Origin of the sequence: Pseudomonas putida S13.1.2, assembly GCF_000498395.2 — a bacterium.
Lineage (GTDB): Bacteria > Pseudomonadota > Gammaproteobacteria > Pseudomonadales > Pseudomonadaceae > Aquipseudomonas > Aquipseudomonas putida_Q.
This window is the reverse complement of the sequence record NZ_CP010979.1, coordinates 457,718-484,464: the sequence shown is the minus strand read 5'-3', so window position 1 is coordinate 484,464 and position 26,747 is coordinate 457,718. Positions and strand designations below refer to the sequence as shown.

The following is a 26,747-nucleotide window of genomic DNA, read 5'->3' as shown; positions in this document are numbered from 1 at the left end:
TGATCGAGGTCACGGTCGGGTTTCGAATTGTTTCTATGCTCAAGGCCTTCGGCAACTTGCCCAATGCCAACCGGAGCCATCATGGCAACCCCGTTACTGGCCAGCCAGCCGCACCTGGCCCAACGCGACCCCCGCCCGCAGCTTGCCCACAAGCCTGGGCGCGCCACCCTCGTGTTGTTCTTCGGCCTGCTGCTGGCCGGTATCGCCTACACCGCCTGGAGCCTGAAACAGGATGTGAGCGCCAGCGGCACGGTGATCACCACGGTCACGCCGTTTCTGCTGCTGGGCCTGGCACTGTTGATTGCCCTGGGCTTCGAATTCGTCAACGGCTTCCACGACACCGCCAATGCGGTGGCCACCGTGATCTACACCAATGCGCTGCCGGCACCGGTCGCGGTGGTGTGGTCCGGCCTGTGCAACTTCCTGGGCGTGCTGCTTTCCAGTGGCGCGGTCGCATTCGGCATCATTGCCCTGCTGCCGGTAGAGCTGATTCTACAGGTAGGCTCCTCGGCCGGCTTCGCGATGGTTTTTGCCCTGCTGTTGGCGGCGATCATCTGGAACCTGGGCACCTGGTGGCTGGGGCTGCCGGCATCATCCTCGCACACCCTGATCGGCTCGATCATCGGCGTGGGTGTGGCCAATGCGCTGATGCATGGGCGTGACGGCACCAGCGGCGTGGACTGGGCCCAGGCCAGCAAGGTGGGCTACGCCCTGCTGTTCTCCCCCCTGATCGGCTTTGCCTGCGCCGCCTTGTTGTTACTTGCCCTTCGAGCACTGGTGAAGCGTCAAGCGCTATACCAGGCGCCGCAAGGCCAGACACCGCCGCCATGGTGGATTCGTGGCGTACTGATCCTGACGTGCACCGGGGTGTCCTTCGCCCATGGTTCCAACGACGGCCAGAAAGGCATGGGCCTGATCATGTTGATACTGGTCGGCACCCTGCCAATGGCGTATGCGCTGAACAAGACCATGCCCAATGAGCAGGCCCTGCAGTTTTCCGCCGTCGCCGAGGTGACCCGCCAGGCGCTGGTGCGCCACGACCCGCAAGCGGCCCCGGCCGACCCGCGCCAGACCCTGACCGCGTTCATTGGCGAACCCAAGGCAAGCCCGCAACTGGTCCCGGCGCTGGCGGCCCTGACCGGCATGATCGGTGAAGAGGTCAAAGGCTACGGCTCGCTCAAACGCATACCCGCCGAGGCCATGGCCAACGTGCGCAATGACATGTACCTGACCAGCGAAGCCATTCGCCTGATCGAAAAAAACCGCCTGGTGGCATTCGATGCCGACACCGATAGCCACGTGCAGTTATTCAAGACCCAACTGGACGACGCCACCCGCTACATTCCGCTGTGGGTCAAAGTGGCCGTGGCCATCGCGCTGGGGCTGGGGACCATGGTTGGCTGGCGGCGCATCGTGGTGACCGTGGGCGAGAAGATCGGCAAGACCCACCTGAGCTATACCCAAGGCGCCTCGGCGGAGGTGGTTGCCATGTGCACCATTGGCGCAGCGGACATGTTCGGGTTGCCGGTCTCGACCACCCACGTGCTGAGTTCGGGGGTGGCCGGGACTATGGTGGCCAATGGCTCAGGGATTCAGAAGCGCACGTTATTCAACTTGCTGATGGCCTGGGTGCTGACCTTGCCGGCAGCGATGCTGTTGGCTGGCAGCCTGTACTGGTTGCTGAGCCACATCTTCTGAACCCGTAATCCGCCCTACAGGGACCGGTGTACACTACGGGTTCTGCGTTATCAGCCCGGGATTTTCAGACCGCGCTGTACTGCTGGCCGTTCTAGGAACGTGGCCAGCACCCGCTGCACTTCCTTGAACTGGTCAAAACCCACCAAGTCCCGGGCGTTGTAGCGCTCCACCAGGTTGCGCACCCAAGGGAAGATGGCGATGTCGGCAATGCTGTACTCGTCCACCATCCACTCCCGGCCTTGCAAGTGCCGGTCCAGCACACCCAGCAGCCGCTTGGACTCGTTGACATAACGGTCACGCGGGCGCTTGTCTTCATAGTCCTTGCCAGCAAAGAAATGGAAGAACCCGACCTGGCCGAACATCGGCCCGATACCGCCCATCTGGAACATCAGCCACTGCAGGGTCTGGTATCGCTGAGCAGGGTCCTGGCTGAGCAGTTGCCCACTTTTCTCCGCCAGGTACTGCAAGATCGCCCCTGATTCGAACAGCGGCAGCGGCTGGCCACCCGGGCCGTCCGGGTCCAGGATGGCCGGGATCTTGTTGTTGGCGCTGAGCGAGATGAACTCGGGGCTCAACTGGTCATCGTTGTCGAAGCTGACCTTGTGCGCCTCATAGGGCAGGCCGATTTCTTCGAGCATGATCGACACCTTGACGCCATTGGGCGTGGGCAGCGAGTACAGCTGCAGGCGTTCGGGGTGTTTGGCGGGCCACTTGCGGGTAATAGGGAAAGCACTGAGATCGGTCATGATCAACCTTGCCAGGGGAATGAACCTGTCACTCTAGACACATCCCCGGCCGCTGACCATCACCGACCACACATCAGCGCTGGCTACTCAGGCCTGGCCGTGGGCCTTGAGCTTGAGCTTTTCGGTATCGACACGGACGAATACCGAGTCGGCGGTCACGGTCAGCACATCCTCGGCCCAGACTTCGCAAATCACCCGGCTCTTGCGCCCCACTTCCCCTTCCACTCGGGCCTTGAGCAAAAGCTCGACGCCCATCGGCGTAGGTTTGTGATAAGTCAGGTTGAGTGTGCCGGTTACGCAGTCGATACGCGGCAGGCTGCCCGGCTCGCGGCCTTCGTTGCGGTAGTGGTAAGCCATGGCCGTCCAGTTGGAATGGCAATCGACCAGCATCGCCAGCAGGCCGCCGTAGACCAGGCCGGGCCAGCCGATGAAGGTGCTGTCGGGTGCATGCCGGCACAGCAGGTGGATGCCGTCGGTGTCCCAGTAACTTTGCAGGTGCAGGCCACTGGGGTGGGCGCAGCCGCAGCCGTAGCAGGTGCCTTCAGGCGCGGCGAGGGCCTGAAGAGAAAGTGGGTGATCAGTCATACGCTACCTGTGCTTGTTGGAATGGGGGCGTGCAACGCCCCCATTAAAGCAGATACATCAAGCCGTCTGGGCAACAACCTTGGCACGCCGCTGGGTCAGCGAAACCAGCAGGATGAAGGCAGTCACCCCTGCGGTCATCAGGGTTTCATAGCGGTAGGCATCGCTGAACAGCATGTAGCCCAGCACCATGACGATGGTGCCGATCACCAGCCAGGTGAGCCATGGGAACAGCCACATCTTCAGCTCCAGCGGGCGCCCTTCACGGTCGGCGCGGGCACGCATGCGCAGCTGCGACACGGCAATCACCAGATACACCAGCAAGGCGATGGCGCCGGTGGTGGACAGCAAGAAGCCGAAGACCTTACCTGGGAACACATAGTTGACCAGGCACCCGGCAAAACCAGCCAGCGTCGAGAAGATGACCGCCACGGTCGGCACGCCCGAACCGGAGATACGCTTGGTCATGCTCAGTGCCTGGCCACGGGCGCCCAGCGAATAGAGCATGCGTGACGCGGTGTACAAGCCCGAGTTCATGCAACTGGTCACCGCCACCAGTACCACCAGGTCGACCAGCAGCTTGGCGCCTGGCACGTTCAGTACTTCCAGCACGCGCTGGAAGGAACCGACCGCTTTCAGCGCGGGGTCGTTCCAGGCTACCAGCGACACCACCAGGAAGATCGACGCCAGGTAGAAGATGGCAATGCGGTACACCACCAGGTTGGTGGCACGGCGGATCTTGTCTTTCGGGTTGGCGGTTTCGTCAGCGGCAATGGTGACGATTTCGGCGCCGAAGAACGAGAAGATGGTGATCAGCACGCCACCGAGCACAGTGCCGAACCCGTTGGGCATGAAGCCGCCGTTTTCCCACAGCCGGCTGACCCCGGACACCTCGGCCAGCGGCCAGAAGCCGAATACCGCCAGGCTGCAGACCACGATGAAGGCAATGATCGCCACCACCTTGACCAGCGCGAACCAGTACTCGAAGGCGCCAAAGTTCTTCACGCTGATCAGGTTGGTACCCGACAGCACCAGCATGATCAGGAAGGCGAACAACCAGGACGGTACGCCTGGGAAGTAAGCATGCAGGATGTCGGCGCCTGCGATGGCCTCCACCGGAATGATCAGCACCCAGAACCACCAGTACAACCAGCCGATGGTAAAGCCCGCCCAAGGGCCGATGGCCTCAGAGGCGTAGGTGGAGAACGAGCCGCTGTTAGGGTTGGCGATGGCCATTTCGCCCAGCATGCGCATCACCAGCAACACCAGCAGGCCGGTCATGGCGTAGGAAATGAGAATGGCCGGGCCGGCGGTGGCGATGGCGTTTGAGGAACCGATGAACAAGCCAGCGCCGATGATACCGGCAATGGAGATCATGGAAACCTGACGGGAAGTCAGGCCGTGCTGCAGGGAACGCTGTTTCTTGTTGTCTTGCGAAGCCATGAAGAACCCTCGAATGGGTCGGCCGCGATGAAGCGGCTGAAGGTCGGAGCAGAATTCTTATAAATTTCTGATAGTCGTTGTTGTTGTTTTGCAGATGCCGGAAGCGGGTACTGACCTCCTCTTCACATGACCGGTTGTAATCGTTGATCCAGGTCAGTATTAATCTATAGGCCGGGGTCAACAAACGACCTTTTCGAACCACATGATTCCGCTTTGGAATGAACTCCTTCCTTTTTTGCTCGGTATTTGCCTGTCATGTCCAAACGCCTGATGCCTTCGACCACCGCCCTTCAGTGCTTCGAAGCGGCCGCCCGCCACCTCAGCTTCACCCGCGCGGCCCAGGAACTGCACCTGACCCAGAGCGCCGTCAGCAAGCAGGTGGCGCAGCTCGAAGACATGCTTTCGCACTCGCTGTTCCAGCGCATTCGCCGGCGCCTGCACCTGACCCCGGCCGGCGCGCTGTACCTCACCGAAGTGAACAAAATCCTCACCCAGATCGATATTTCCAGCCGCTACATCCTCAGCTACGGCGACGAAACCGAAGTGCTGCGCATCGCCACCCAGCCTACGTTCGGTGCACGCTGGCTAGTGCCCAAACTCAAGGGTTTCGGCGATCGCTACCCACGTATTCACCTGGATGTGCGCAACGAACTGGAGCCATTCGACCTGGTGCAGGCCAAGGCCGACGTGGCCTTTTTCTTCGGCCAGGGCACCTGGCCTGGGGCAACCTGCATCGAGCTGTTCAGCGAAGAAGTGGTACCGGTGTGCAGCCCGCAGTTGCTGGCCAACCACCCCTTTGAAAGCGCCCAGGCACTGACCGAACACCGCTTGTTGCAGTGCGTGTCGCGGCCGGAGGCCTGGCATGAATGGTTCCTGGGGTTGGGGCTACACAGCCAGAACAGCTACCACGGGCCGCGTTTCGACACGTTCTACCTGTGCATTCGTGCGGCGATTGCCGGCTGCGGTATCGCCCTGATTCCGCGCTACCTGGTGGCCGAGGAGTTGAGCGAGGGTAAGCTGGTGGTGGCCTGGGACCACCCGGTGGCGAGCAACGGGAAGCACTTTATCGCGCATGCCGAGCATGCGGCCGAAGTGCCCAAGATCAGAGCCTTTGTGCAGTGGATTCGGGAGCGGGTGGCTGAGGGGGACTGATTGTTCTTGCACTGGCCCTATCGCCGGCAAGCCAGCTCCCACAGGGATCGCACAATGCTCGGGTCCATGGTGAACCTGTGGGAGCGGGTTTACCCGCGAAGAGGCCGGCACAGGCAACACACACTCCGGCCAGTTCACGAATTCAGGGAATGACCGCAATCGAATAATTCGTTTGCGGCATAACCCCCGACACGCTTGGATAATAAGAAACTTGAACAAAGGTCCCGCGTGCCCATGAACCAGGAAAGTATCAGCCAATCCATCGCCATCGTTCACCCGATCACACTTTCCCATGGCCGTAATGCCGAAGTCTGGGACACCGACGGCAAACGTTACATCGACTTTGTCGGCGGTATCGGCGTGCTCAACCTGGGCCACTGCAACCCCGCCGTGGTCGAAGCGATCCAGGCCCAAGCCACCCGCCTGACCCACTATGCCTTCAACGCCGCGCCCCACGGCCCGTACCTGGCGCTGATGGAACAGCTGAGCCAGTTCGTACCGGTCAGCTACCCGTTGGCCGGCATGCTCACCAACAGCGGTGCGGAAGCTGCAGAAAACGCCCTGAAAGTAGCCCGCGGTGCTACAGGCAAGCGCGCCATCATCGCCTTCGACGGCGGCTTCCACGGCCGCACCCTGGCCACCCTTAACCTCAACGGCAAGGTGGCACCGTACAAGCAACGGGTCGGCGAGCTGCCTGGGCCGGTGTACCACCTGCCCTACCCTGGCGTGGATACCGGGGTTACCTGCGAGCAGGCGCTCAAGGCCATGGAGCGCCTGTTCAGCGTGGAACTGGCCGTGGAAGACGTGGCAGCGTTCATCCTCGAACCGGTACAGGGCGAAGGCGGTTTCCTCGCCCTCGACCCGACCTTCGCCCAGGCCCTGCGCCGCTTCTGCGACGAACACGGGATCCTGATCATCATCGACGAGATCCAGTCCGGCTTCGGCCGCACCGGCCAGCGCTTCGCTTTCCCGCGCCTTGGCATCGAGCCCGACCTGCTGCTGCTGGCCAAGAGCATCGCTGGCGGCATGCCGCTGGGGGCGGTGGTCGGGCGCAAGGAATTGATGGCAGCACTGCCCAAGGGCGGCCTCGGTGGCACCTATTCGGGCAACCCGATTGCCTGTGCGGCGGCGTTGGCCAGCCTGGCGCAGATGACCGACGAGAACATCGCCACCTGGGGTGAGCGCCAGGAGCAGGCCATCGTCAGCCGCCACCAGCGCTGGAAGGCTTCGGGCCTGAGCCCGTACATCGGCCGCCTGACGGGCGTGGGCGCCATGCGCGGCATCGAATTCGTCAATGCCGACGGCAGCCCGGCGCCGGCGCAACTGGCCAAGGTAATGGAGTCGGCACGGGCCAAGGGCTTGCTGCTGATGCCCAGCGGCAAGGCGCGGCACATCATCCGTCTGCTGGCCCCCTTGACCATCGAAGCCGAGGTGCTCGAGGAAGGGCTGGATATCCTCGAGCAGTGCCTGGTGGAGCTGAACTGAGGTTTACAGGCCCAGTTCTTCCGGGGTCAGCATGTCGGATTCGAAGGCGATCCAGCCGCCTTCGAGTTCGGCGTGGCCGTTGACGATCGGGCCGTAGTAGGTCAGGCCGTTCTCCAGGGTCACGCAGATGTGCGTGGCCTGTTTTTCAGGTGCCGCGAGCGTACCGACGAAATGCACCTTCTTCAGGGTTTCGGTCACCGCTTCCAGGCCCACGCGCATGCTGGGGTTTTCCGAAGCCTCGATATCTCCGCCACGGTCTTCAGCGCTGATGGTCACGGTGGCGGTGTACGGGTACTTGGTGCTCAAACGGGGATACCTCAGTGGGTGTGTAGGCGTAAGGGCGCGTAGAGTACGGCAGGCGGTCTCTGTTGTCTCTACAGGTGATCTGAATGCCCCGATCTGTTAGGGTGCCCGCCGATGCACGCCACACCACACGAGGATCCCGAGTGAGCGCCGAAGAACCCCTGATCGCCGACCTGTTCGATGTCGACAAACGCCTGTCCCTCAAGCCCGTCGTGGACTTCAACAGCTACCTGCGCAACGCCTTCGGCGAAGGCCCGTGCCGCTGCCACCGCTGCACTGAAGGTGGCGACGAAAGCACCTACAGCCACGCCCACACCTTCACCTTCGACAGCCGCCAGTGGCACCGCCGCTTCGCCAGCACCTCGGGCAGCGATGTTGCCCAGGTATTGAAAAAAGCCTGGCTGTCGTACACCAAGGCCGACCTCAACCTGGTCGGCACACTGGACCTGGCCACCCTCAAGACCTTCACCGAAGCCGACCTGCACCCGCGCCTGCTGGCCCTGCTGGCGGCCAGCGGCCTGGCCCGTGAAGTGGATGGCCAGTGGATGCTGCAAGCCCAGGCCGACTGACGGCCCGGCGGCAGGGCAGGATTCCACCGGTCTGCTAACGTGGTGGAATCCGCCCATTCGCAGGTAGTCCGCCATGGCCCGCACAACGCCCATCGAGCTGTACCGCAATATCGGCATCGTCGCCCACGTGGACGCCGGCAAGACCACCACTACCGAGCGGATCCTGTTCTACACCGGGGTCAACCACAAGATGGGCGAGGTGCACGATGGCGCGGCGACCATGGACTGGATGGCCCAGGAGCAGGAACGCGGCATCACCATCACCTCGGCGGCGACCACGGCGTTCTGGCAAGGCTCGACCAAGCAGTTTGAGCACAAGTACCGCTTCAACATCATCGACACCCCCGGCCACGTCGACTTCACCATCGAGGTGGAGCGTTCGTTGCGCGTGCTCGATGGCGCAGTGGTGGTATTCAGCGGTGCTGACGGTGTAGAGCCACAGTCCGAGACGGTCTGGCGCCAAGCCAACAAATACCATGTGCCACGCCTGGCCTACATCAACAAGATGGACCGCCAGGGTGCCGACTTCCTGCGTGTAGTCAAGCAGATCGACCAGCGCCTGGGGCACCACCCGGTACCGATCCAGCTGGCCATCGGCAGCGAGGAGAACTTCATCGGCCAGATCGACCTGGTGAAGATGAAAGCCATCTACTGGAACGACGCTGACCACGGCACCAGCTACCGCGAAGAAGACATACCCGCCGAACTGCAGATGCTTGCCGACGAATGGCGCGCGCACATGATAGAAGCAGCCGCCGAGGCCAATGACGAACTGCTCAACAAGTTTCTTGAAGGCGAAGAACTCAGCATCGAAGAGATCAAGACCGGATTGCGCAAACGCACCATCGCCAACGAAATCGTGCCGACCATCCTTGGCTCGTCTTTCAAGAACAAAGGCGTACCGCTGATGCTCGATGCGGTAATCGACTACCTGCCCGCCCCGTCGGAAATCCCTGCCATCCGCGGCACCGACCCGGACGATGAAGAAAAGCACCTGGAACGGCACGCCGACGACAAAGAGCCGTTCTCGGCCCTGGCTTTCAAGATTGCCACCGACCCGTTCGTCGGCACACTCACCTTTGCCCGCGTTTATTCCGGCGTGCTCAGCTCGGGCAACGCGGTACTCAACTCGGTCAAAGGCAAGAAGGAACGCATCGGCCGCATGGTGCAGATGCATGCCAACCAACGTGCCGAAATCAAGGACGTGTGCGCCGGCGACATCGCTGCGCTGATCGGCATGAAGGACGTGACCACCGGCGACACCCTGTGCGACATGGACAAACCGATCATCCTCGAACGCATGGACTTCCCTGACCCGGTGATTTCCGTGGCCGTGGAGCCCAAGACCAAGGCCGATCAGGAAAAAATGGGCATCGCCCTGGGCAAGCTGGCCCAGGAAGACCCGTCATTCCGCGTGCGTACCGACGAAGAGACCGGCCAGACCATCATCTCGGGCATGGGCGAGTTGCACCTGGACATCATCGTCGACCGCATGCGCCGCGAGTTCAACGTTGAAGCCAACATCGGCAAGCCTCAGGTGGCCTACCGGGAAAAAATCCGCAACACCTGCGAGATTGAGGGGCGTTTTGTGCGCCAGTCCGGCGGCCGTGGCCAGTATGGCCATTGCTGGATCCGTTTCGCCCCCGGCGACGAAGGCAAGGAAGGCCTGGAGTTCATCAACGAAATCGTTGGCGGCGTGGTACCGCGCGAGTACATCCCGGCGATCCAGAAGGGTATCGAGGAGCAGATGAAGAACGGCGTGCTTGCCGGTTATCCGCTGATCAGCCTCAAGGCCGCCGTGTTCGACGGTTCGTACCACGATGTCGACTCCAACGAAATGGCCTACAAGATCGCGGCTTCAATGGCCACCAAGCAGCTGTCGCAGAAAGGCGGCGCGGTGTTGCTGGAACCGGTGATGAAAGTGGAGGTGGTGACGCCGGAGGAATACCAGGGTGACATTCTGGGCGACCTCAGCCGGCGCCGCGGGATGATCCAGGACGGTGACGAAACACCGGCCGGCAAGGTGATCCGTGCCGAGGTGCCGTTGGGCGAAATGTTCGGCTACGCCACCTCGATGCGTTCGATGACCCAGGGCCGGGCCAGCTTCTCGATGGAGTTCACCCGCTATGCCGAGGCACCGGCGAGCATCGCCGATGGCATCGTCAAGAAGAACCGCGGGGAGTAAGCGGTTCCCCTGTACCGGCCCCTTCGCGGCTAAAGCCGCTCCCACAAGGGATCGCATACCCCTGTGGGAGCGGCTTTAGCCGCGAAGAGGCCGGCACAGGCCACAATCAGGCTCAGTGCTGCTCGCCAGCCCGCTTCAACAGCTTCTTGCACCGCTCTGACAAATGCACCACGCGCAAATGCTTGCCCGCCTTCGCATACCGCTCTCGCAAGGTCTTGAGCGCCGCAACCGCCGAATAGTCGACAAAGCTCAAATGCTGGCAATCCAGCGTGACCTGGGCCGGGTCCTGGGCCGTGTCGAACTGGTTGAGGAACGACGCGGTCGAGGCAAAAAACAGCGTGCCATGCACCTGATAACGCTTGCCGCCTTCCCCGTCCTCGTGGCTGTCGGCGTACAGCTCCCGCGCATGCTGCCAGGCAAAGTTGAGCGCCGCGATGATAATGCCGAACAGCACTGCCATGGCCAGGTCGGTAAACACCGTCACAACGGTCACCGCAATGATCGCCAGCACATCGTTCACCGGCACCTTGTGCAGCACCCGCAGCGACGCCCAGGCGAAGGTCTGCTGGGCCACCACGAACATCACCCCGACCAGCGCCGCCAGCGGAATACGCTCGATCAGCGGCGACAGGAACAGCACGAACAGCAAGATCATCACCCCGGCCACCACCCCCGACAACCGGCCACGGCCATTGGAGCTGAGGTTGATCACCGTCTGCCCGATCATCGCGCAACCGCCCATGCCACCGCACAGGCCCGAAACCATGTTCGCCGCACCCAGTGCCACGCACTCACGGTCCGGGAAGCCACGGCTTTCGGTGACTTCATCGGTCAGGTTGAGGGTGAGCAAGGTTTCCAGCAGGCCGACCATGGCCATCAGTACGGCGTAGGGGGCGATGATCTTCAGGGTTTCCAGGTTCCAGGGCACATCCGGCAGCGCCAGCCCCGGCAGGCCACCGGCGATGTGCGCCATGTCGCCCAGGGTGCGGGTGGGCAGGTCGAGCAGGTACACCAGCATGCCGACGCCCAGGATCGCCACCAGCGCTGGCGGCACCGCACGGGTCAGTTTCGGCAGCACGTAGACTACGCCCATGGTCAGTGCCACCAGGCCGATCATCAGGTACAGCGGCGCGCCACTGAGCCAGTGCTCACCGTCCTTGAAATGCTCCAGCTGAGCCATGGCAATGACGATGGCCAGGCCGTTGACGAACCCGAGCATGACCGGGTACGGCACCAGGCGTACCAGCTTGCCCAGCCGTAGCAGGCCGAACAGGATCATCACCACGCCACCCAGCAAAACCGTGGCCAGCAGGTATTGCGCACCGTGCTGCACAACGAGTGCAACGATCACCACCGCCATTGAGCCGGCAGCGCCGGAAATCATCCCCGGTCGTCCGCCAAACAGCGCCGTGAGGGTACAGATGATGAAAGCGCCATACAGGCCCATCAGCGGGTTGAGGTGAGCCACCAGGGCAAAGGCGATGCACTCGGGCACCAGGGCGAACGAGGTGGTCAGGCCGGCGAGCAGGTCGGCGCGTAGTCGGGCGGGCTTCATGGGCTTCCTGTGGGGCAGTGCGGGCGGACGTTACAAAAACGAGGGCCGCGATGTTACGGAATTTGTCTGACAGCGGCCACCGTTCAGCGCACCCGCTCCCGGCTCTGCACTGCCAGGTCCAGCGCACGCTGCATGTCCAGGCGCGCCGAACGCCCCAGGTCGGGGTGGTTCAGGCGCCCTCCACGCTCCGAAGGCAGGATCGGCGCCGTCAGGTCTTCGGCATCCATCGCCTCGAAATCCTGCTCGGTGCCCAGGGTCAGGGCACTGCGCCGCAACAGCATGCGCACCTGTTCCGGGGTCAGGGCCGGGTTGATCGACAGCATCGCTGCCACCGTGGCAGTCACCAGGGGTGTGGCGTACGATGTGCCGCAATGCGCAGCCGCGGCAGCCGCCGGGCGGATACAGGCAGCAGCACTGACATCCACGCGCATGTCGATGTTGGAACTGTGGCGCTTGCGCACATGGTCGGGGGCTTCGACCGCCGTCGCCTTGTCGCTGCGCTGGTGCCCGCCCACCACCAGCAGTTGTTCGGTGATGAACGACGACGGCAGGCGGTATTCATCGGTACCTGACCACGACGCACCGTTGCCCGCCGAATTCACCACCACCACATCCGGGTGCTCTTTGCGCAGCCAGAGGAAGAACTCCTCAAGCAACTCCTCGTAGCCACTCATCGCCAGCCCGGAACGCACCAGCGAATCGACCTCATCACCGTTGACGTCACGTGCGCCGACCCGGTGGATGCCCCAGCTCCAGTTCAGCACCCGCACGCCATCCTCGACCAGGTTGACCGATGCAGCGATGTTGGCGGTGATACCTGCATCAGAGTTGCGCTCTACAATCACCTCGAAGCCAGGGCTATGCTTGCCCAGCCCCGGCAAAAAACCCTCACCCTGCGCGGCGAGAATGCCTGCGACATGGCTACCGTGGCTTGTCGGGCGATCACCGTCGCGAGCGTACAGGCACGTCTGGCCCTGTTCGCAGCTGCCTCGGTATTGGCTGAACCCCGGGGCGTCAAAGTCCACTTCACGCTCGATTACCCCGACCCGCACGGGCTGCACCGGCAAGCGCGAGGCGCCAATCCGTCGCTGGTAGAAATACAGCGCGTCCATGAAGCGGTTGGCGGCCCATTCGTCCGCCTGGTCGATGGCCCTGGTGTCGCGCCCACTGCCCTCTTCCCCACGCTCCGGGGCGGACTCCTCGACAATCACGGCATCCACGCTGACCTCACTGCCCATGCGCAGGATCATCGCGTCACGCTGCACCAGGTCGTCCACCGGCAAGCGCAGCTGGTAGACATTCAGCGGCGGTATGGCACCGACAACCTGGGCGCCGTATTTACCGGCAATGCGCCGGGCCTCGCCAAGGCCGTCGTGTTGTTCTTCGATCAACAGGCTGACCAGGTCGACATAGGTAGTCAGGCCATCCATGTTCTTCGCCACTTCGTCAGGCCCTGCGGCAACAACATGACTGCGCTGGCGGGTTAGCCATATCGGGTTGCTGGTGCGGCCATCATATTCCAGCCAAAGGGGCGCGCTGCGCTGGGCTTTTTTCGCCAGGTTCAGGGTAAGCCGGTCACCTTTGCGCTCGATATCGGCTGTTGGCAGTCGCACACCGCCCAGCCATACCTTTGGCACATCTGCACCGAGCCCCTCGGCACGCAGGCACCATTGCTGCCCGCCTTCGCCGAGCAGGTCGCCGCAGCGCTGCAGTTGCTTGATGCGCAGCCCATCGGCTGCTGCCTCTGCACCAAGGCTACAAAGCCACAACAGCAAGAACAGGCCACCCCTCATGCGATCACCCCATGCACTCCCTCTGAGTGCGACTGGCGGGACAACTCAAAGGTTCATCTACGGCCAGCAACTGCCTTGTCGCGCAGGGCATCGAGGGCCTTCTGTATGTTAGGCGTATTAGCGTTGACTTCTGCCTGGGCCTGCTCCAGCTTGCGTCTGATGTCGATCAAGGTCTGCTCTGTGAACGGCGAGAACGAATGTCGGCCTAGCGTGCGCTCGGCCATTACCTCAAGCACCGCGACCTTCTGAACAGCGCCGGCGTGATCCAGATCCGGCAGGAAGCCGGCAAATTTGCCATCATGTTGATTCCACCTGCGGAGATCATGGACATGCCGCTACGCCCCCTTTTCACTTCCCTGCTGCTGCTTGCCAGCCTCGCCGCCCAGGCCGCTACCGAGGTGGTGCCGCTGCAGCACCGCGCCAGCGCCGAACTACTGCCTGCCGCGCAGGCATTCATCGGCAAAGACGGCACGGTCAGCGCTTTCGAGAACAAGCTGATCGTCAACGCCAGCCCCGAGCGTATCGGCGACCTGCGCGCCTTGCTGCAACAACTGGACACCGCTCCCAAGCGCCTGCTGATCAGCGTGGACAACAACGACAGCAACTTTCAGGACAACCGCGGCAACGCACGCGTCATCCACTACGGCACAAGCAACCGCGACGGCGGCATGCAGCAGGTTCAGGCCAGCGAAGGCCAGCCTGCGTTGATTCAGGTTGGCCAGAGCATCCCGATTACCAGTACCAGCACCGACGGCTATGGGCGCATACAGAGCAACACCGAATACCGCAACGTGACACAGGGCTTCTACGTGACACCAAGCTTGAGCGGTGACACGGTTCGTCTGCAAATCAGCACCAATAATGACCGCATCAGCCAGGAACGTGCAGATGTAGTGAAAGTGCAAAGTACCGACACGACAGTCACCGGCAAGCTCGGCGAATGGATCACCCTGGCAGGCTACAACCAGCAGAGCCAAGCCGAGCGGAGCGCGTCAAGCCGCAGTTACAGCACCCAGCGCGGTGAAAACATGACTTTGCGGGTAAAAGTCGACCTTCTCGACTGATCCCAGGCAATTCAAGGCCTCGACCAAAGGCCTTGAAACTGACTGACAAGTCGCATTAGACCAAAGATGTAGTAAGCGAAAAAAACCACTACAAAACATTTGACAGGGTCTTTTTCCCAAGGGCATGATGGCCTCGCTCCCGCTAATCAGGGGCCCTGGCAAGGGCCTTCGAGGCGTGCTCCTCCCACCCCTGGAGGCGCCTCGTGTCTATACGGCCCACAAGGCAGTTCGACGGGATTGCGACTGCAACGAAGAAGTTGTCCCGAGGGACGGAAGCGCATCACCGCAGTACTGGCAATCGCGTAGCACCGCAGCAAGGCAACCACGAGCCGACCTGCCGGAGCACACCTTCGCCTGGCCTGCCCACCCTTCCCCCTTCGAGCCTTCGCGTTCGCCGCCGCACTCCTTAGAACAGGACAGCCGCCAAGCGCCCTGATCTGCACCCGAGCATCAGCACAATTAACCCAAGATCGATGCGACGAGGTTTATTTCCATGGCACTGACACGCGAACAGCAAATTGCAGCCCTCGAGAAAGACTGGGCCGAGAACCCGCGCTGGAAAGGCGTGACCCGTACCTACACCGCCGCTGATGTCGTTCGCCTGCGTGGCTCCCTGCAGCCAGAGCACACCCTGGCCCGCCAAGGTGCAGAAAAACTGTGGAAGCTGGTCACCCAAGGTGCCCACCCGTCCTTCCGCCCAGAAAAAGATTTCGTCAACTGCATGGGCGCCCTGACCGGCGGCCAGGCAGTACAACAGGTCAAGGCTGGCATCCAGGCCATCTACCTGTCCGGCTGGCAGGTTGCCGCCGACAACAACTCGGCCGAGTCGATGTACCCTGACCAATCGCTGTACCCGGTTGACTCGGTACCGACCGTGGTCAAGCGCATCAACAACTCGTTCCGCCGCGCCGACCAGATCCAGTGGAAAGCCGGCAAGAACCCGGGCGACGAAGGCTACATCGACTATTTCGCGCCGATCGTGGCAGACGCCGAAGCCGGTTTCGGTGGCGTACTGAACGCCTACGAGCTGATGAAAAACATGATCGAAGCAGGCGCCGCCGGCGTGCACTTCGAAGACCAGCTGGCCTCGGTTAAAAAATGCGGCCACATGGGCGGCAAGGTCCTGGTCCCGACCCAGGAAGCCGTACAGAAGCTGGTGGCCGCGCGCCTGGCAGCTGACGTGTCGGGCGTACCGACCATCATCCTGGCCCGTACCGACGCCAACGCCGCCGACCTGCTGACCAGCGACTGCGACCCGTACGACCAGCCGTTCGTGATTGGCGAGCGTACCCGTGAAGGCTTCTATAAGGTCCGCGCCGGCCTCGACCAGGCCATCTCCCGCGGCCTGGCCTACGCGCCATACGCCGACCTGATCTGGTGCGAAACCGCCAAGCCGGACCTGGACGAAGCCCGTCGCTTCGCCGAAGCGATCAAGAAGGAGTACCCGGACCAGATCCTGTCGTACAACTGCTCGCCTTCCTTCAACTGGAAGAAGAACCTGGACGACGCCACCATCGCCAAGTTCCAGCGCGAGCTGTCGGCCATGGGCTACAAGCACCAGTTCATCACCCTGGCGGGCATCCACAACATGTGGCACGGCATGTTCAACCTGGCGCACGATTACGCCCGCAACGACATGACCGCCTACGTGAAGCTCCAAGAGCAGGAATTCGCTGACGCCAGCAAAGGCTACACCTTCGTGGCGCACCAGCAGGAAGTGGGTACCGGTTACTTCGATGACATGACCACCGTGATCCAGGGTGGCGCATCGTCGGTAACTGCCCTGACCGGCTCGACCGAGGAAGAGCAGTTCCACTGATAGCGGCTTGCCGCTGAAGAAAGGCCCAGGGCTGCGAAAGCCCTGGGCTTCTTTCATGCATGATTCGACTACGCGCTGCCAAAACTCCGGGCGAACTCTAAGCGCGGAATCCACCATCGATTGGTACCGCCACACCAGTTACATAAGAAGCCGCCTCCGAGCTAAGCCAGTACACAAGCTCAGCAACCTCATGGGCATCACAGACTCGCCGCATAGGCTGCGAGGCACACACCGAATCAAATTTGCTCCCCAGTACATGCTTCGCCAATGGCGTTGATACAAACCCCGGACACACGGCATTGACCCGGACGCCATAAGGGGCATATTCCTTTGCAACGGCTCTGGTAATTCCAACTAGCGCGTGCTTGCTGGCAGTGTATACAGAGCCACCCGTGACACTGGCATTCAGACCCGCTAGCGAGGCGACGTTGACAATGGTGCCATGTCCCGCCTCACGCATTGCAGGCAACACCGCCTTCATGCATTGCCATGGCGCACGTACATTCGTGGACATGACATCATCGAAATCAGCCTCGGGATAGTCCTCGGTCATCGTGAATGATCGACCGTCAATACCGATGCTGTTGACGAGACAATTTATGGGTGGGTGATCGAGAGCCAGTTGCTTAAAAAGGTCGGTCAACTCGGTAGGGCTACGCAAATCGACCGAGTACGAATGCGCACACGCCATCTCCCTGTTGATACCCTCACACACACGAAGGTTCCGAACATGATCACGTCCGCACACAATGACTGTGTATTGCTCTCTGGCAAATTTCCATGCACACGCCTCTCCGATACCGGAATTGCCACCAGTAATAACAACAACCTTGCTCATGCCTTCAAGTCCCTTCTGTCAGTAATCAAGCCTTCCACGTCGTAGGAAGAGACAGGTCAGGCCAAAAATCACACCCGCGCAACCAAAAACCGTCCAGGTAACACTGAAGCCAAGGCCAGCCAGCATCGGCACAGCCAAGATTACGCATAGCACTCGTGCCGCAGCCTGAATTACAGGTATCAAGGAAAACAAAAACCCTTGTCGCGACACCGGCGCTCGCTGGGCAATCAAGGTCGCCATGTAGGTGATACCGATGATCTCTCCCAAGGTCCAGATCACCACTAACAATAGTATTGCGGGCCAAGTATCGACCAAGGCATAGGCGCCGAAACCAATGCCGTAGCAGATCGCCGCCAGCGCCATGTTAGCCATGGCAGAACAACGCCGGCTCAAGGCAATCAGCGGTCGAGTTAGGACAATAACCAGTAACCCATTAACAATTCCTGCCACTCCAAACAGATGAGCCGCATCACTCACCCCCAATGCTTCTAACCAGAGAGGGAACTGGTATTCGCGCTGACCATCAAGCAGGGACAATACGAAAAACATCACACCCGCCAAGATCACCACCGCGGGTATCGGCACATCCTTTGCCTTAAGCGGCGTATCCTTAGCATCGAGATGACTTCCGGTTAGCGGCAGAGCCAAGGCAGCGCTCGTCACCAGGCAAACCAGACTAATCGCTGCGGTAAACCACAAGAGATACTGGCTTTGCCAACTAAGCAGAACACCCCCTACGACGAACAGCAGGACACCACCTGCATTACTGGCTAGATGAAGATAGGCAAAGGCCCCCACCTGATCGTCTGACGGTGCAGCCCGGGCGGTCATCACGCTGAAAAGCGGTGTGATGGCGCCCGCACTGAACATAAAAAGCAAAATCATGCCGATTGCGATGGGTAAGATCGGCAGCAGACTGCCCAACAGCGCGAGCAGCGCCGTCGACGAACAGCCCAACAGAAGAAGTCGACTGCCCACACGACCTGGCAGTTGTCCACCCAGCAGGTTTCCGGCCAAATAGCTGATGATCATCAGCGACACCGTAGTCGCCAGTTCAGCATCTGCCAAAGCAAAGTGCCGATTCATAAATAACGCCGCAAACGACCCGACCCCGTTGGCCAGGACAAACAGCAACTTGAGCAATGCCACCTTATGCATTAGCGGGCTCATTCGCTTAATGCCGTGGCTTACGGCGCTACCCATGAGGACCGAGGCACAACGTCGTGCCGTCCTTGAACCTTGAAATCCAGCGACGCTCGCTACCAACTCGTTTATCAGTCTCAAGCCCCTGATAGGAGCATGAGTACATATTAATGAAAATATGCCCTTCTTGGTCGCGCAGCCGGCTGGATGGACAGTTAACCACACTGCGATCTGTCAGGCCAGATTCTTGGGCGAGCTCCCAAGGCGCGTTACCCAACTCAATAGTGCGGGCGGTATTGATGAACAGGTTTCTTTGCTCGGACATTAGCACCCCCATAAGCATGCACGCATACTTTTATGACAAAGAAAAAGGAAACTTCCTACAACAACCAATACAAACTATTACTTGCTACTCCTCAACAAGCCTTACTTCGAGTACAATACCAGCATCATTCAACCACGAAGGTCAACCCCAAAACAAAACCATATCATTTAGACGCGCAAAAACTCATGCCTCAGGTGATTTCCAATGAAAACATCAAACACCCTCTACCCTCGAAATCACCAAGAAAATGGCAAACTCCAACCACAATCACTCAGAAACTATTTGTTGCACTTAGCGTTGGCTACCCACCCAAAGTTTCTCCCCAACCTTGAAATTAGTTGATTATTTTCACCCAACTTTTCCCCCACATGATCTGGTGCGAAACCGCCAAGCCAGACCTGGACGAAGCCCGTCGCTTCGCCGAAGCGATCAAGAAGGAGTACCCGGACCAGATCCTGTCGTACAACTGCTCGCCTTCCTTCAACTGGAAGAAGAACCTGGACGACGCCACCATCGCCAAGTTCCAGCGCGAGCTGTCGGCCATGGGCTACAAGCACCAGTTCATCACCCTGGCGGGCATCCACAACATGTGGCACGGCATGTTCAACCTGGCGCACGACTACGCCCGCAACGACATGACCGCCTACGTGAAGCTGCAAGAGCAGGAATTCGCTGACGCCAGCAAAGGCTATACCTTCGTGGCGCACCAGCAGGAAGTGGGTACCGGTTACTTCGATGACATGACCACCGTGATCCAGGGTGGCGCATCGTCGGTGACTGCCCTGACCGGTTCGACCGAGGAAGAGCAGTTCCACTGATAGTGGCTAGCCGCTGAAGAAAGGCCCAGGGCTGCGAAAGCCCTGGGCCTTTCTTTTTGTCGATACCAGACCGACCAGAAATGCACGAGCGGCCTTGTGTCGCGAAAGGGCTGCGGTATGTCAGTGCTTCATGCCCAGCTCTGCGTCATCCATCAGCGCCTTGGCCATTGCACTCAGGTAGTGAGCAGCCCAGATCATCATGGGTTTCTCCTCCATCAGGCCAGTGATGGTCAGTTCACGGACATAGCCCATCAATTCCGAAGATTGCTCGCGGGCGTCCCGACAGGGGATGCCGGGTTCGATGCGGAACAGTGGATGGGTGCCGTTTTCGCCTTGATAGAAAGTGGTCTTGCCGACGGTGAGCTGGGAGTCTTCTGTTGTCATTGTTGAATCCCCTGGAATATTTCGATTGCCTGGGCGGGCCTCTTCGCGGGCGCGCCCGCTCCCACAGGTAATGTGCAAGTTTTGAGACTTGTGGGGATCCGGGTCAGCCGGATCAGCGGTGCTTCGGGGGAATGGGGATTTTGGGGTGGATCGGGGATGGCTTTCAGCATTACGATTTACCGTTATCGGAGCCGCCTCCGGCCTGCTGTCAAACAGTTGGGTGGCAGCTGTACGTGGGTTGACAGACCGGCGGAAATCGTAAAGTTCCGGCGCACGCAAGCGTGCCCGCACGTACAGCCGCCATAAAGGCGAACCGCATCCGACTTACCGTCACAGCCTGTCAAAGCTGAATCGTTGATGAGCAACGACATGCCGAGACTAGAGCGCTGCCAGGGCAGCGGCAACGGAAAATGCGCGGCGGGAGTATGTTTGGGAAATGGCCTACAGGGAAGGGGTTAAATCCGACATGTCAGGTGTTCTGCGCGCGATTGCGTCAGGGCGGCGATGTGACCGGTTTGAATTTTGTGGTGATGCGTATATCGAGCGCCGCCCGCGCGGCGCATCGCGAGCGAAGCTCGCTCCTACATTTGTTTCGGGCCAGTTATTCCTGAGGCGGAGGCGCGCGGCCCTTGGCGCCCGCCTCGGAATCGCGTCGAACAAACAAGGCGGTCGCGCGCGCTGACACAGGCGATACTGTCCCGAAACGAATGTAGGAGCGAGCTTCGCTCGCGATGCGCCGCGCGGGCGGCGCTCGATCTCATAGGCGCTGCATTCCTTTCGCCATACCCATGCCAGCCCTAACCCAATCCAAAGGCATCACCAGCAAAACCCAGGATCAGGTCTATGCTTGAGGCAGCACAGCAGCAAGGACCGCCCATGCCTCGTCCAAGCCACCTGATGATTCTGGCCCTGGCCGCCGCCGCCCTCTATATATATGCACTGGCCAGCGACAATACCCTGCTCGGCCTGCTGGCCAAACCCGTTCCCGTCCTGGCGCTTGTCGCCTGGCTGCGCAGCGCGCCGGTCACACCTTACCGGAAGTGGATCTCGATCGGCCTGGGTTTCTCGGTACTCGGCGACATACTGCTGGCCGTCCCTGCCGACTTGTTCGTATTCGGCCTGGCCGCCTTCCTCTGTGCCCACCTGGCTTACCTGCGCGGCTATTGCGGCATTACCCTGCGCCCCGCCCTGCCCGCACTGATCTTCAGCGCCATCACCGGCATCGCGCTGTTCGGCGTACTGGCCAGCCACGGCCTCGGCCCGTTGCTGATCCCTGTCGCGTTGTACGCCCTGGCTATCAGCGCCATGCTCTGGCGCGCCCTGGCGTGTGGCGGGCTGGCCGCAATCGGCGCCGGCCTGTTCGTGCTCTCCGACAGCATGATCGGCATCGACCGCTTCGTCAGCCCGTTCGCCGCCGCGCCGTACCTGATCATCCTCACCTACTGGCTCGGCCAGTGGGCGATTGCTTCATCAGCCAATCAACGCTCGACCGACAAAGTATTGACCCAGAGCGGTGCGCGCCGTGTCGAAAGCTGTTAGAACAGGAGTCTTTCGCATTTGCAAGTAGGGGGAATCGCCGGATGAACTTTACAAGGCACAGAACAGCCAAATTACATGGCATCAGGTCAAATGATATTAATTATCATTCCGAAACTTGTAATTCGTTACCAGTCGCAAGAAACATAATTAACAAAACCGCACGCAATGCCCGAATTTCAAGGCTTTCAGCCATTTACGAGTGCCTTTTGTTCTTAATCCTACGAATAAATTTGCGACAGAAATTTTACTTGCACCGGGTTTACCCATAAAATCAGCGCGATTGATTCAGCTGCGACATTTGGTCACTGCACCTGCGACACCACGTCGCCGCTTTACTTATTTCAGACTGCAGAGCTGGGTCTCTGTATAAGGATCTCTAGCATGTCCGATTCGGCAGGACTCATCGCCCACAACTGGGGCTTTGCCATCTTCCTCCTGGGTGTCGTCGGCCTGTGTGCCTTCATGCTCGGCCTGTCCAGCCTGCTCGGTAGCAAGGCCTGGGGTCGCGCCAAGAACGAACCCTTCGAATCCGGCATGCTGCCCGTCGGCAGCGCCCGCCTGCGCCTGTCCGCCAAATTCTATCTGGTCGCGATGCTGTTCGTGATCTTCGATATCGAAGCCCTCTTTCTCTTTGCATGGTCTGTGTCCGTCCGCGAAAGCGGCTGGACCGGGTTCGTCGAAGCTCTCGTTTTCATAGCAATTCTGTTGGCAGGTCTTGTCTACCTATGGCGCGTCGGTGCTCTTGATTGGGCTCCCGAAGGTCGCCGCAAGCGGCAAGCGAAGCTGAAACAATGAGGCTTTGGCAATGCAATACAATCTCACCAGAATCGATCCGGATGCGCCCAACGAGCAGTACCCGGTAGGTGAACGGGAAACCGTCACCGATCAGCTGCTAGAGGACCAGGTCCACAAGAACATCTACATGGGGAAACTCGAAGATGTGCTGCGTGGCGCGGTCAACTGGGGTCGCAAGAACTCCCTCTGGCCGTACAACTTCGGCCTGTCCTGCTGCTACGTGGAAATGACCACGGCCTTCACGGCACCCCACGACATCGCCCGCTTCGGCGCCGAAGTCATCCGGGCCTCGCCGCGTCAGGCCGACTTCATGGTCATCGCCGGTACCTGCTTCATCAAGATGGCGCCGATCATCCAGCGCCTGTATGAGCAGATGCTCGAGCCGAAATGGGTCATCTCCATGGGTTCGTGCGCCAACTCCGGTGGCATGTACGACATCTACTCGGTCGTTCAGGGGGTCGACAAGTTCCTCCCCGTGGACGTCTATGTGCCTGGCTGCCCGCCACGCCCTGAGGCTTTCCTGCAAGGCTTGATGCTGTTGCAGGAGTCGATCGGCCAAGAACGACGCCCGCTTTCCTGGGTTGTTGGTGATCAAGGTATTTACCGTGCCGAGATGCCAGCCCAGAAAGACCTGCGTCGTGAGCAGCGCATTGCAGTAACCAACCTGCGCAGCCCCGACGAAGTCTGATCCAGCGACCTGCCGCCCGCTCCCCCTGGAGCCGGCGGCCTGGCTTCATTCTTAACGTTGACCCAAAGCGACCGAGACCATGACAGCGGACAACGCTATTTATATTCCGCCCTACAAGGCTGACGACCAGGATGTGGTCGTCGAACTGAACAACCGTTTTGGCGCCGAAGCATTCGTCGCCCAGGAAACCCGCACCGGCATGCCCGTGCTGTGGGTAAAGCGCGCCCAGCTCAAAGAGGTGCTCAGCTTCCTGCGCGGTGTCGCCAAGCCTTACAGCATGCTGTACGACCTGCACGGCGTCGACGAACGCCTGCGTACCCAGCGCCGTGGCCTGCCGGCCGCCGACTTCAGTGTGTTCTACCACCTGCTGTCGATCGAGCGTAACAGCGACGTGATGATCAAGGTGTCGCTGAGCGAAGGCGACCTGAACCTGCCGACCGTGACCGGTATCTGGCCAAACGCCAACTGGTACGAACGCGAAGTGTGGGACATGTTCGGCATCGACTTTGCCGGCCACCCGCACCTCAGCCGCATCATGATGCCGCCCACCTGGGAAGGCCACCCGCTGCGCAAGGACTACCCGGCCCGTGCCACCGAGTTCGACCCCTACAGCCTGACCCTGGCCAAGCAACAGCTTGAAGAAGAGTCGGCGCGCTTCAACCCGGAAGCCTGGGGCATGAAGCGTCAGGGCGCCAACGAGGACTACATGTTCCTCAACCTCGGCCCCAACCACCCTTCGGCGCACGGTGCGTTCCGTATCGTCCTGCAGCTGGACGGTGAAGAGATCGTCGACTGCGTACCGGACATCGGTTACCACCACCGTGGCGCCGAGAAAATGGCCGAGCGCCAGTCCTGGCACAGCTTCATCCCCTACACCGACCGTATCGACTACCTCGGCGGGGTGATGAACAACCTGCCGTACGTGCTGGCGGTGGAAAAGCTGGCGGGCATCAAGGTGCCGCAGAAGGTCGACGTGATTCGCGTCATGCTGGCCGAGTTCTTCCGCATCACCAGCCACCTGCTGTTCCTGGGTACTTACATCCAGGACGTGGGCGCCATGACCCCGGTGTTCTTCACCTTCACCGACCGCCAGCGCGCCTACACCGTGATCGAAGCGATCACCGGTTTCCGCCTGCACCCGGCCTGGTACCGCATCGGCGGCGTCGCCCACGACCTGCCGCGCGGCTGGGAGAAACTGGTCAAGGACTTCGTCGACTGGCTGCCAAAGCGCCTCGACGAGTACACCAAGGCTGCCCTGCAAAACAGCATCCTCAAGGGCCGTACCATTGGTGTTGCCGCGTACAACACCAAGGAAGCCCTGGAATGGGGCACCACCGGTGCCGGCCTGCGCTCCACCGGTTGCGATTTCGACCTGCGCAAAGCCCGCCCCTACTCCGGCTACGAGAACTTCGAGTTTGAAGTACCGCTGGCCCACAACGGCGATGCCTATGATCGCTGCATGGTCCGTGTCGAGGAGATGCGCCAGAGTATCCGCATCATCGACCAGTGCCTGCGCAACATGCCGGAAGGCCCGTACAAGGCGGATCACCCGCTGACCACGCCGCCACCGAAAGAGCGCACCCTGCAGCACATCGAAACCCTCATCACGCACTTCCTGCAAGTCTCGTGGGGCCCGGTCATGCCGGCCAACGAGTCGTTCCAGATGATCGAGGCGACCAAGGGCATCAACAGTTACTACCTGACGAGCGATGGCGGCACCATGAGCTACCGCACCCGGATCCGTACCCCGAGCTACCCGCACCTGCAGCAGATCCCTTCGGTGATCAAAGGCAGCATGGTCGCCGACCTCATTGCGTACCTGGGCAGTATCGACTTCGTTATGGCTGACGTGGACCGCTAAGCATGAACAGCACGCTTATCCAGACAGACCGTTTCGCCCTGAGCGAAACAGAGCGCTCGGCCATCGAGCACGAAATGCATCACTACGAGGACCCGCGCGCGGCGTCCATCGAAGCCCTGAAGATCGTCCAGAAGGAACGTGGCTGGGTGCCGGACGGCGCCATCCACGCCATCGGCGACGTGCTGGGCATCCCGGCCAGCGACGTCGAGGGTGTAGCCACCTTCTACAGCCAGATCTTCCGCCAGCCGGTTGGCCGCCACATCATTCGCGTGTGCGACAGCATGGTCTGCTACATCGGCGGCCATGAATCGGTCGTCAGCCAGATCCAGAGCGAGCTGGGCATCGGCCTGGGCCAGACCACCGCCGACGGCCGCTTCACCCTGCTGCCGGTGTGCTGCCTGGGCAACTGCGACAAGGCCCCGGCGCTGATGATCGACGACGACACCTTTGGCGACGTGCAGCCCGCTGGCGTCACCAAACTGCTGGAGGGTTACGTATGACCATTACTTCCTTCGGCCCGGCCAACCGCATTGCGCGCTCGGCCGAAACCCACCCTTTGACCTGGCGCCTGCGTGACGACGGCGAGCCTGTATGGCTGGCCGAGTACCAGGCCAAGAACGGCTACGCTGCTGCCCGCAAGGCGCTGGGCGAGATGTCGCAAGACGACATCGTGCAGACCGTGAAGGACTCCGGCCTCAAGGGCCGCGGTGGTGCAGGCTTCCCCACTGGCGTGAAGTGGGGCCTGATGCCCAAAGACGAATCCATGAACATCCGCTACCTGCTGTGCAACGCGGACGAAATGGAGCCGAACACCTGGAAGGACCGCATGCTGATGGAGCAACAGCCCCATCTGCTGGTCGAGGGCATGCTGATCAGCGCCCGCGCCCTGAAGGCCTACCGTGGCTACATCTTCCTGCGTGGCGAATACACCACGGCCGCGAAAAACCTCAACCGCGCCATCTATGAAGCCAAGGCCGCCGGCCTGCTGGGCAAGAACATCCTGGGCTCAGGTTTCGATTTCGAGCTGTTCGTGCACACCGGTGCCGGCCGCTACATCTGCGGTGAAGAAACCGCACTGATCAACTCGCTGGAAGGCCGCCGCGCCAACCCGCGCTCCAAGCCGCCCTTCCCTGCCGCCGTGGGCGTATGGGGCAAGCCGACTTGCGTGAACAACGTCGAAACCCTGTGCAACGTGCCGGCCATCGTCGCCAACGGCAACGACTGGTACAAGTCGCTGGCCCGCGAAGGCAGCGAAGACCACGGCACCAAGCTGATGGGCTTCTCTGGCAAGGTGAAGAACCCGGGCCTGTGGGAACTGCCGTTCGGCGTCACCGCCCGCGAGCTGTTCGAAGACTACGCCGGTGGCATGCGCGACGGCTTCAAGCTCAAGTGCTGGCAGCCAGGCGGAGCCGGTACCGGCTTCCTGCTGCCCGAGCACCTCGACGCGCAAATGTACGCCGGCGGCATCGCCAAGGTCGGCACCCGTATGGGTACTGGCCTGGCCATGGCGGTAGACGACAGCGTCAACATGGTGTCGCTGCTGCGCAACATGGAAGAGTTCTTCGCCCGCGAGTCGTGCGGCTGGTGCACCCCATGCCGTGACGGCCTGCCGTGGAGCGTGAAAATGCTGCGCGCACTGGAAAACGGCCAGGGCCGCGCCGAAGACATCGAGACCCTGCTGGGTCTGGTCAACTTCCTCGGCCCAGGCCGCACCTTCTGTGCTCACGCACCGGGTGCCGTCGAGCCGCTGGGCAGTGCCATCAAATACTTCCGGTCCGAGTTCGAGGCCGGTGTCGCCCCAACATCCGCTGGTGACACCCTGCGCCCAAACCTGGCCAAGCCAATCCAGGCCGGGCCGATCGTGGTCGGCGCATAACAAGATGATTAGGCGGGTGGTCCGTGCCACTCGCCAGCTTGCCGGCAGGCCCGATTCATTCGCGGCGTGTCGCAAGCCCACCGATT

Annotated in this window: 24 protein-coding genes and 1 pseudogene; 15 read left to right on the top strand and 10 right to left on the bottom strand. The window is 61.0% G+C overall.

Translation table 11 applies throughout. The features are described from left to right. Positions 1-81 precede the first annotated feature (81 nt). Positions 82-1,698 (top strand): inorganic phosphate transporter, encoded by a 1,617-nt coding sequence (locus tag N805_RS01970; RefSeq protein WP_028613353.1) that lies wholly within the window; start codon positions 82-84, stop codon positions 1,696-1,698. Between the two features lie 50 nt (positions 1,699-1,748). On the opposite strand, the gene N805_RS01965 is transcribed toward N805_RS01970, so the two are convergent. The 3 genes from N805_RS01965 to N805_RS01955 form a co-directional block, all read right to left on the bottom strand. Then, on the bottom strand, positions 1,749-2,444 hold the full coding sequence (locus tag N805_RS01965) for a glutathione S-transferase N-terminal domain-containing protein (protein WP_028613354.1): 696 nt from the start codon (positions 2,442-2,444) through the stop codon (positions 1,749-1,751). Between the two features lie 87 nt (positions 2,445-2,531). Continuing rightward, entirely contained in the window at positions 2,532-3,029 is a 498-nt protein-coding gene (locus tag N805_RS01960; protein ID WP_028613355.1) for a PaaI family thioesterase, read from the bottom strand. Positions 3,030-3,086: 57 nt separating this feature from the next. Further along, positions 3,087-4,469: an amino acid permease gene (locus tag N805_RS01955; RefSeq protein WP_028613356.1), complete on the bottom strand. Its 1,383-nt coding sequence runs from the start codon at positions 4,467-4,469 to the stop codon at positions 3,087-3,089. 255 nt (positions 4,470-4,724) lie between these two features. On the opposite strand from N805_RS01955, the gene gcvA reads away from it, so the two are divergent. Further along, positions 4,725-5,621 carry a transcriptional regulator GcvA gene (gcvA, locus tag N805_RS01950; protein WP_016488207.1) on the top strand — a complete coding sequence of 299 codons (897 nt, stop codon included), beginning with the start codon at positions 4,725-4,727 and terminating at the stop codon, positions 5,619-5,621. Positions 5,622-5,855: 234 nt separating this feature from the next. After that, positions 5,856-7,106, top strand: a complete 1,251-nt coding sequence (locus N805_RS01945) for an aspartate aminotransferase family protein (protein ID WP_028613357.1) — start codon at positions 5,856-5,858, stop codon at positions 7,104-7,106. A 3-nt stretch (positions 7,107-7,109) separates the two neighbouring features. Here N805_RS01945 and N805_RS01940 read toward each other — a convergent pair whose 3' ends face one another. Beyond that, positions 7,110-7,412 (bottom strand): hypothetical protein, encoded by a 303-nt coding sequence (locus N805_RS01940; protein ID WP_028613358.1) that lies wholly within the window; start codon positions 7,410-7,412, stop codon positions 7,110-7,112. Positions 7,413-7,552: 140 nt separating this feature from the next. Here N805_RS01940 and N805_RS01935 point away from each other — a divergent pair, with 140 nt between their 5' ends. Both N805_RS01935 and fusA read left to right on the top strand, forming a co-directional pair. Then, positions 7,553-7,978: a hypothetical protein gene (locus N805_RS01935; RefSeq protein WP_028613359.1), complete on the top strand. Its 426-nt coding sequence runs from the start codon at positions 7,553-7,555 to the stop codon at positions 7,976-7,978. A gap of 73 nt (positions 7,979-8,051) precedes the next feature. Beyond that, positions 8,052-10,163 (top strand): elongation factor G, encoded by a 2,112-nt coding sequence (gene fusA, locus N805_RS01930; protein WP_028613360.1) that lies wholly within the window; start codon positions 8,052-8,054, stop codon positions 10,161-10,163. Between the two features lie 112 nt (positions 10,164-10,275). On the opposite strand, the gene N805_RS01925 is transcribed toward fusA, so the two are convergent. The 3 genes from N805_RS01925 to N805_RS01915 form a co-directional block, all read right to left on the bottom strand. Next, a complete protein-coding gene (locus N805_RS01925) occupies positions 10,276-11,718 on the bottom strand; it encodes a SulP family inorganic anion transporter (RefSeq protein WP_019470495.1) in 1,443 nt (480 codons plus the stop codon). 83 nt (positions 11,719-11,801) lie between these two features. After that, entirely contained in the window at positions 11,802-13,511 is a 1,710-nt protein-coding gene (locus tag N805_RS01920; RefSeq protein WP_019470494.1) for a S8/S53 family peptidase, read from the bottom strand. A gap of 53 nt (positions 13,512-13,564) precedes the next feature. Further along, complete coding sequence (locus N805_RS01915; protein WP_019470493.1) at positions 13,565-13,747, bottom strand: hypothetical protein; 183 nt, start codon at positions 13,745-13,747, stop codon at positions 13,565-13,567. 63 nt (positions 13,748-13,810) lie between these two features. Between N805_RS01915 and N805_RS01910 the strand changes: the two genes are divergently transcribed. Both N805_RS01910 and aceA read left to right on the top strand, forming a co-directional pair. After that, positions 13,811-14,575: a secretin N-terminal domain-containing protein gene (locus N805_RS01910; protein WP_177313743.1), complete on the top strand. Its 765-nt coding sequence runs from the start codon at positions 13,811-13,813 to the stop codon at positions 14,573-14,575. A 493-nt stretch (positions 14,576-15,068) separates the two neighbouring features. Then, entirely contained in the window at positions 15,069-16,394 is a 1,326-nt protein-coding gene (gene aceA, locus N805_RS01905; protein ID WP_012273289.1) for an isocitrate lyase, read from the top strand. Positions 16,395-16,491: 97 nt separating this feature from the next. On the opposite strand, the gene N805_RS01900 is transcribed toward aceA, so the two are convergent. Next, entirely contained in the window at positions 16,492-17,232 is a 741-nt protein-coding gene (locus N805_RS01900) for an SDR family NAD(P)-dependent oxidoreductase (protein ID WP_046811291.1), read from the bottom strand. A gap of 18 nt (positions 17,233-17,250) precedes the next feature. Further along, positions 17,251-18,390 (bottom strand): MFS transporter, encoded by a 1,140-nt coding sequence (locus N805_RS01895; protein ID WP_019470491.1) that lies wholly within the window; start codon positions 18,388-18,390, stop codon positions 17,251-17,253. 342 nt (positions 18,391-18,732) lie between these two features. Here N805_RS01895 and N805_RS30395 point away from each other — a divergent pair, with 342 nt between their 5' ends. Both N805_RS30395 and N805_RS01885 read left to right on the top strand, forming a co-directional pair. Further along, entirely contained in the window at positions 18,733-19,032 is a 300-nt protein-coding gene (locus N805_RS30395) for a hypothetical protein (RefSeq protein ID WP_155412657.1), read from the top strand. A 27-nt stretch (positions 19,033-19,059) separates the two neighbouring features. Continuing rightward, positions 19,060-19,518: pseudogene (locus N805_RS01885) on the top strand (isocitrate lyase); the annotation flags it as partial. Positions 19,519-19,638: 120 nt separating this feature from the next. Here N805_RS01885 and N805_RS01880 read toward each other — a convergent pair. After that, positions 19,639-19,902, bottom strand: coding sequence for a DUF3077 domain-containing protein (locus N805_RS01880; protein ID WP_019470489.1), 264 nt, complete (start codon positions 19,900-19,902; stop codon positions 19,639-19,641). Positions 19,903-20,778: 876 nt separating this feature from the next. Between N805_RS01880 and N805_RS01875 the strand changes: the two genes are divergently transcribed. The 6 genes from N805_RS01875 (at position 20,779) to nuoF (ending at position 26,661) form a co-directional block, all read left to right on the top strand. Further along, on the top strand, positions 20,779-21,441 hold the full coding sequence (locus tag N805_RS01875; RefSeq protein ID WP_026034354.1) for a lysoplasmalogenase: 663 nt from the start codon (positions 20,779-20,781) through the stop codon (positions 21,439-21,441). Positions 21,442-21,822: 381 nt separating this feature from the next. After that, entirely contained in the window at positions 21,823-22,236 is a 414-nt protein-coding gene (locus tag N805_RS01870) for an NADH-quinone oxidoreductase subunit A (RefSeq protein ID WP_003251427.1), read from the top strand. Between the two features lie 10 nt (positions 22,237-22,246). Next, positions 22,247-22,924, top strand: a complete 678-nt coding sequence (locus N805_RS01865; RefSeq protein ID WP_012313769.1) for a NuoB/complex I 20 kDa subunit family protein — start codon at positions 22,247-22,249, stop codon at positions 22,922-22,924. Positions 22,925-23,003: 79 nt separating this feature from the next. After that, on the top strand, positions 23,004-24,785 hold the full coding sequence (gene nuoC, locus N805_RS01860) for an NADH-quinone oxidoreductase subunit C/D (RefSeq protein WP_019470487.1): 1,782 nt from the start codon (positions 23,004-23,006) through the stop codon (positions 24,783-24,785). A gap of 2 nt (positions 24,786-24,787) precedes the next feature. Continuing rightward, entirely contained in the window at positions 24,788-25,285 is a 498-nt protein-coding gene (nuoE, locus tag N805_RS01855) for an NADH-quinone oxidoreductase subunit NuoE (protein ID WP_019470486.1), read from the top strand. Next, the gene (gene nuoF, locus N805_RS01850; RefSeq protein ID WP_019470485.1) at positions 25,282-26,661 is read left to right on the top strand and encodes an NADH-quinone oxidoreductase subunit NuoF; all 1,380 of its coding nucleotides are present in this window, start codon (positions 25,282-25,284) and stop codon (positions 26,659-26,661) included. Before nuoE ends, nuoF begins: the two co-directional genes overlap by 4 nt. Positions 26,662-26,747 lie beyond the last annotated feature (86 nt).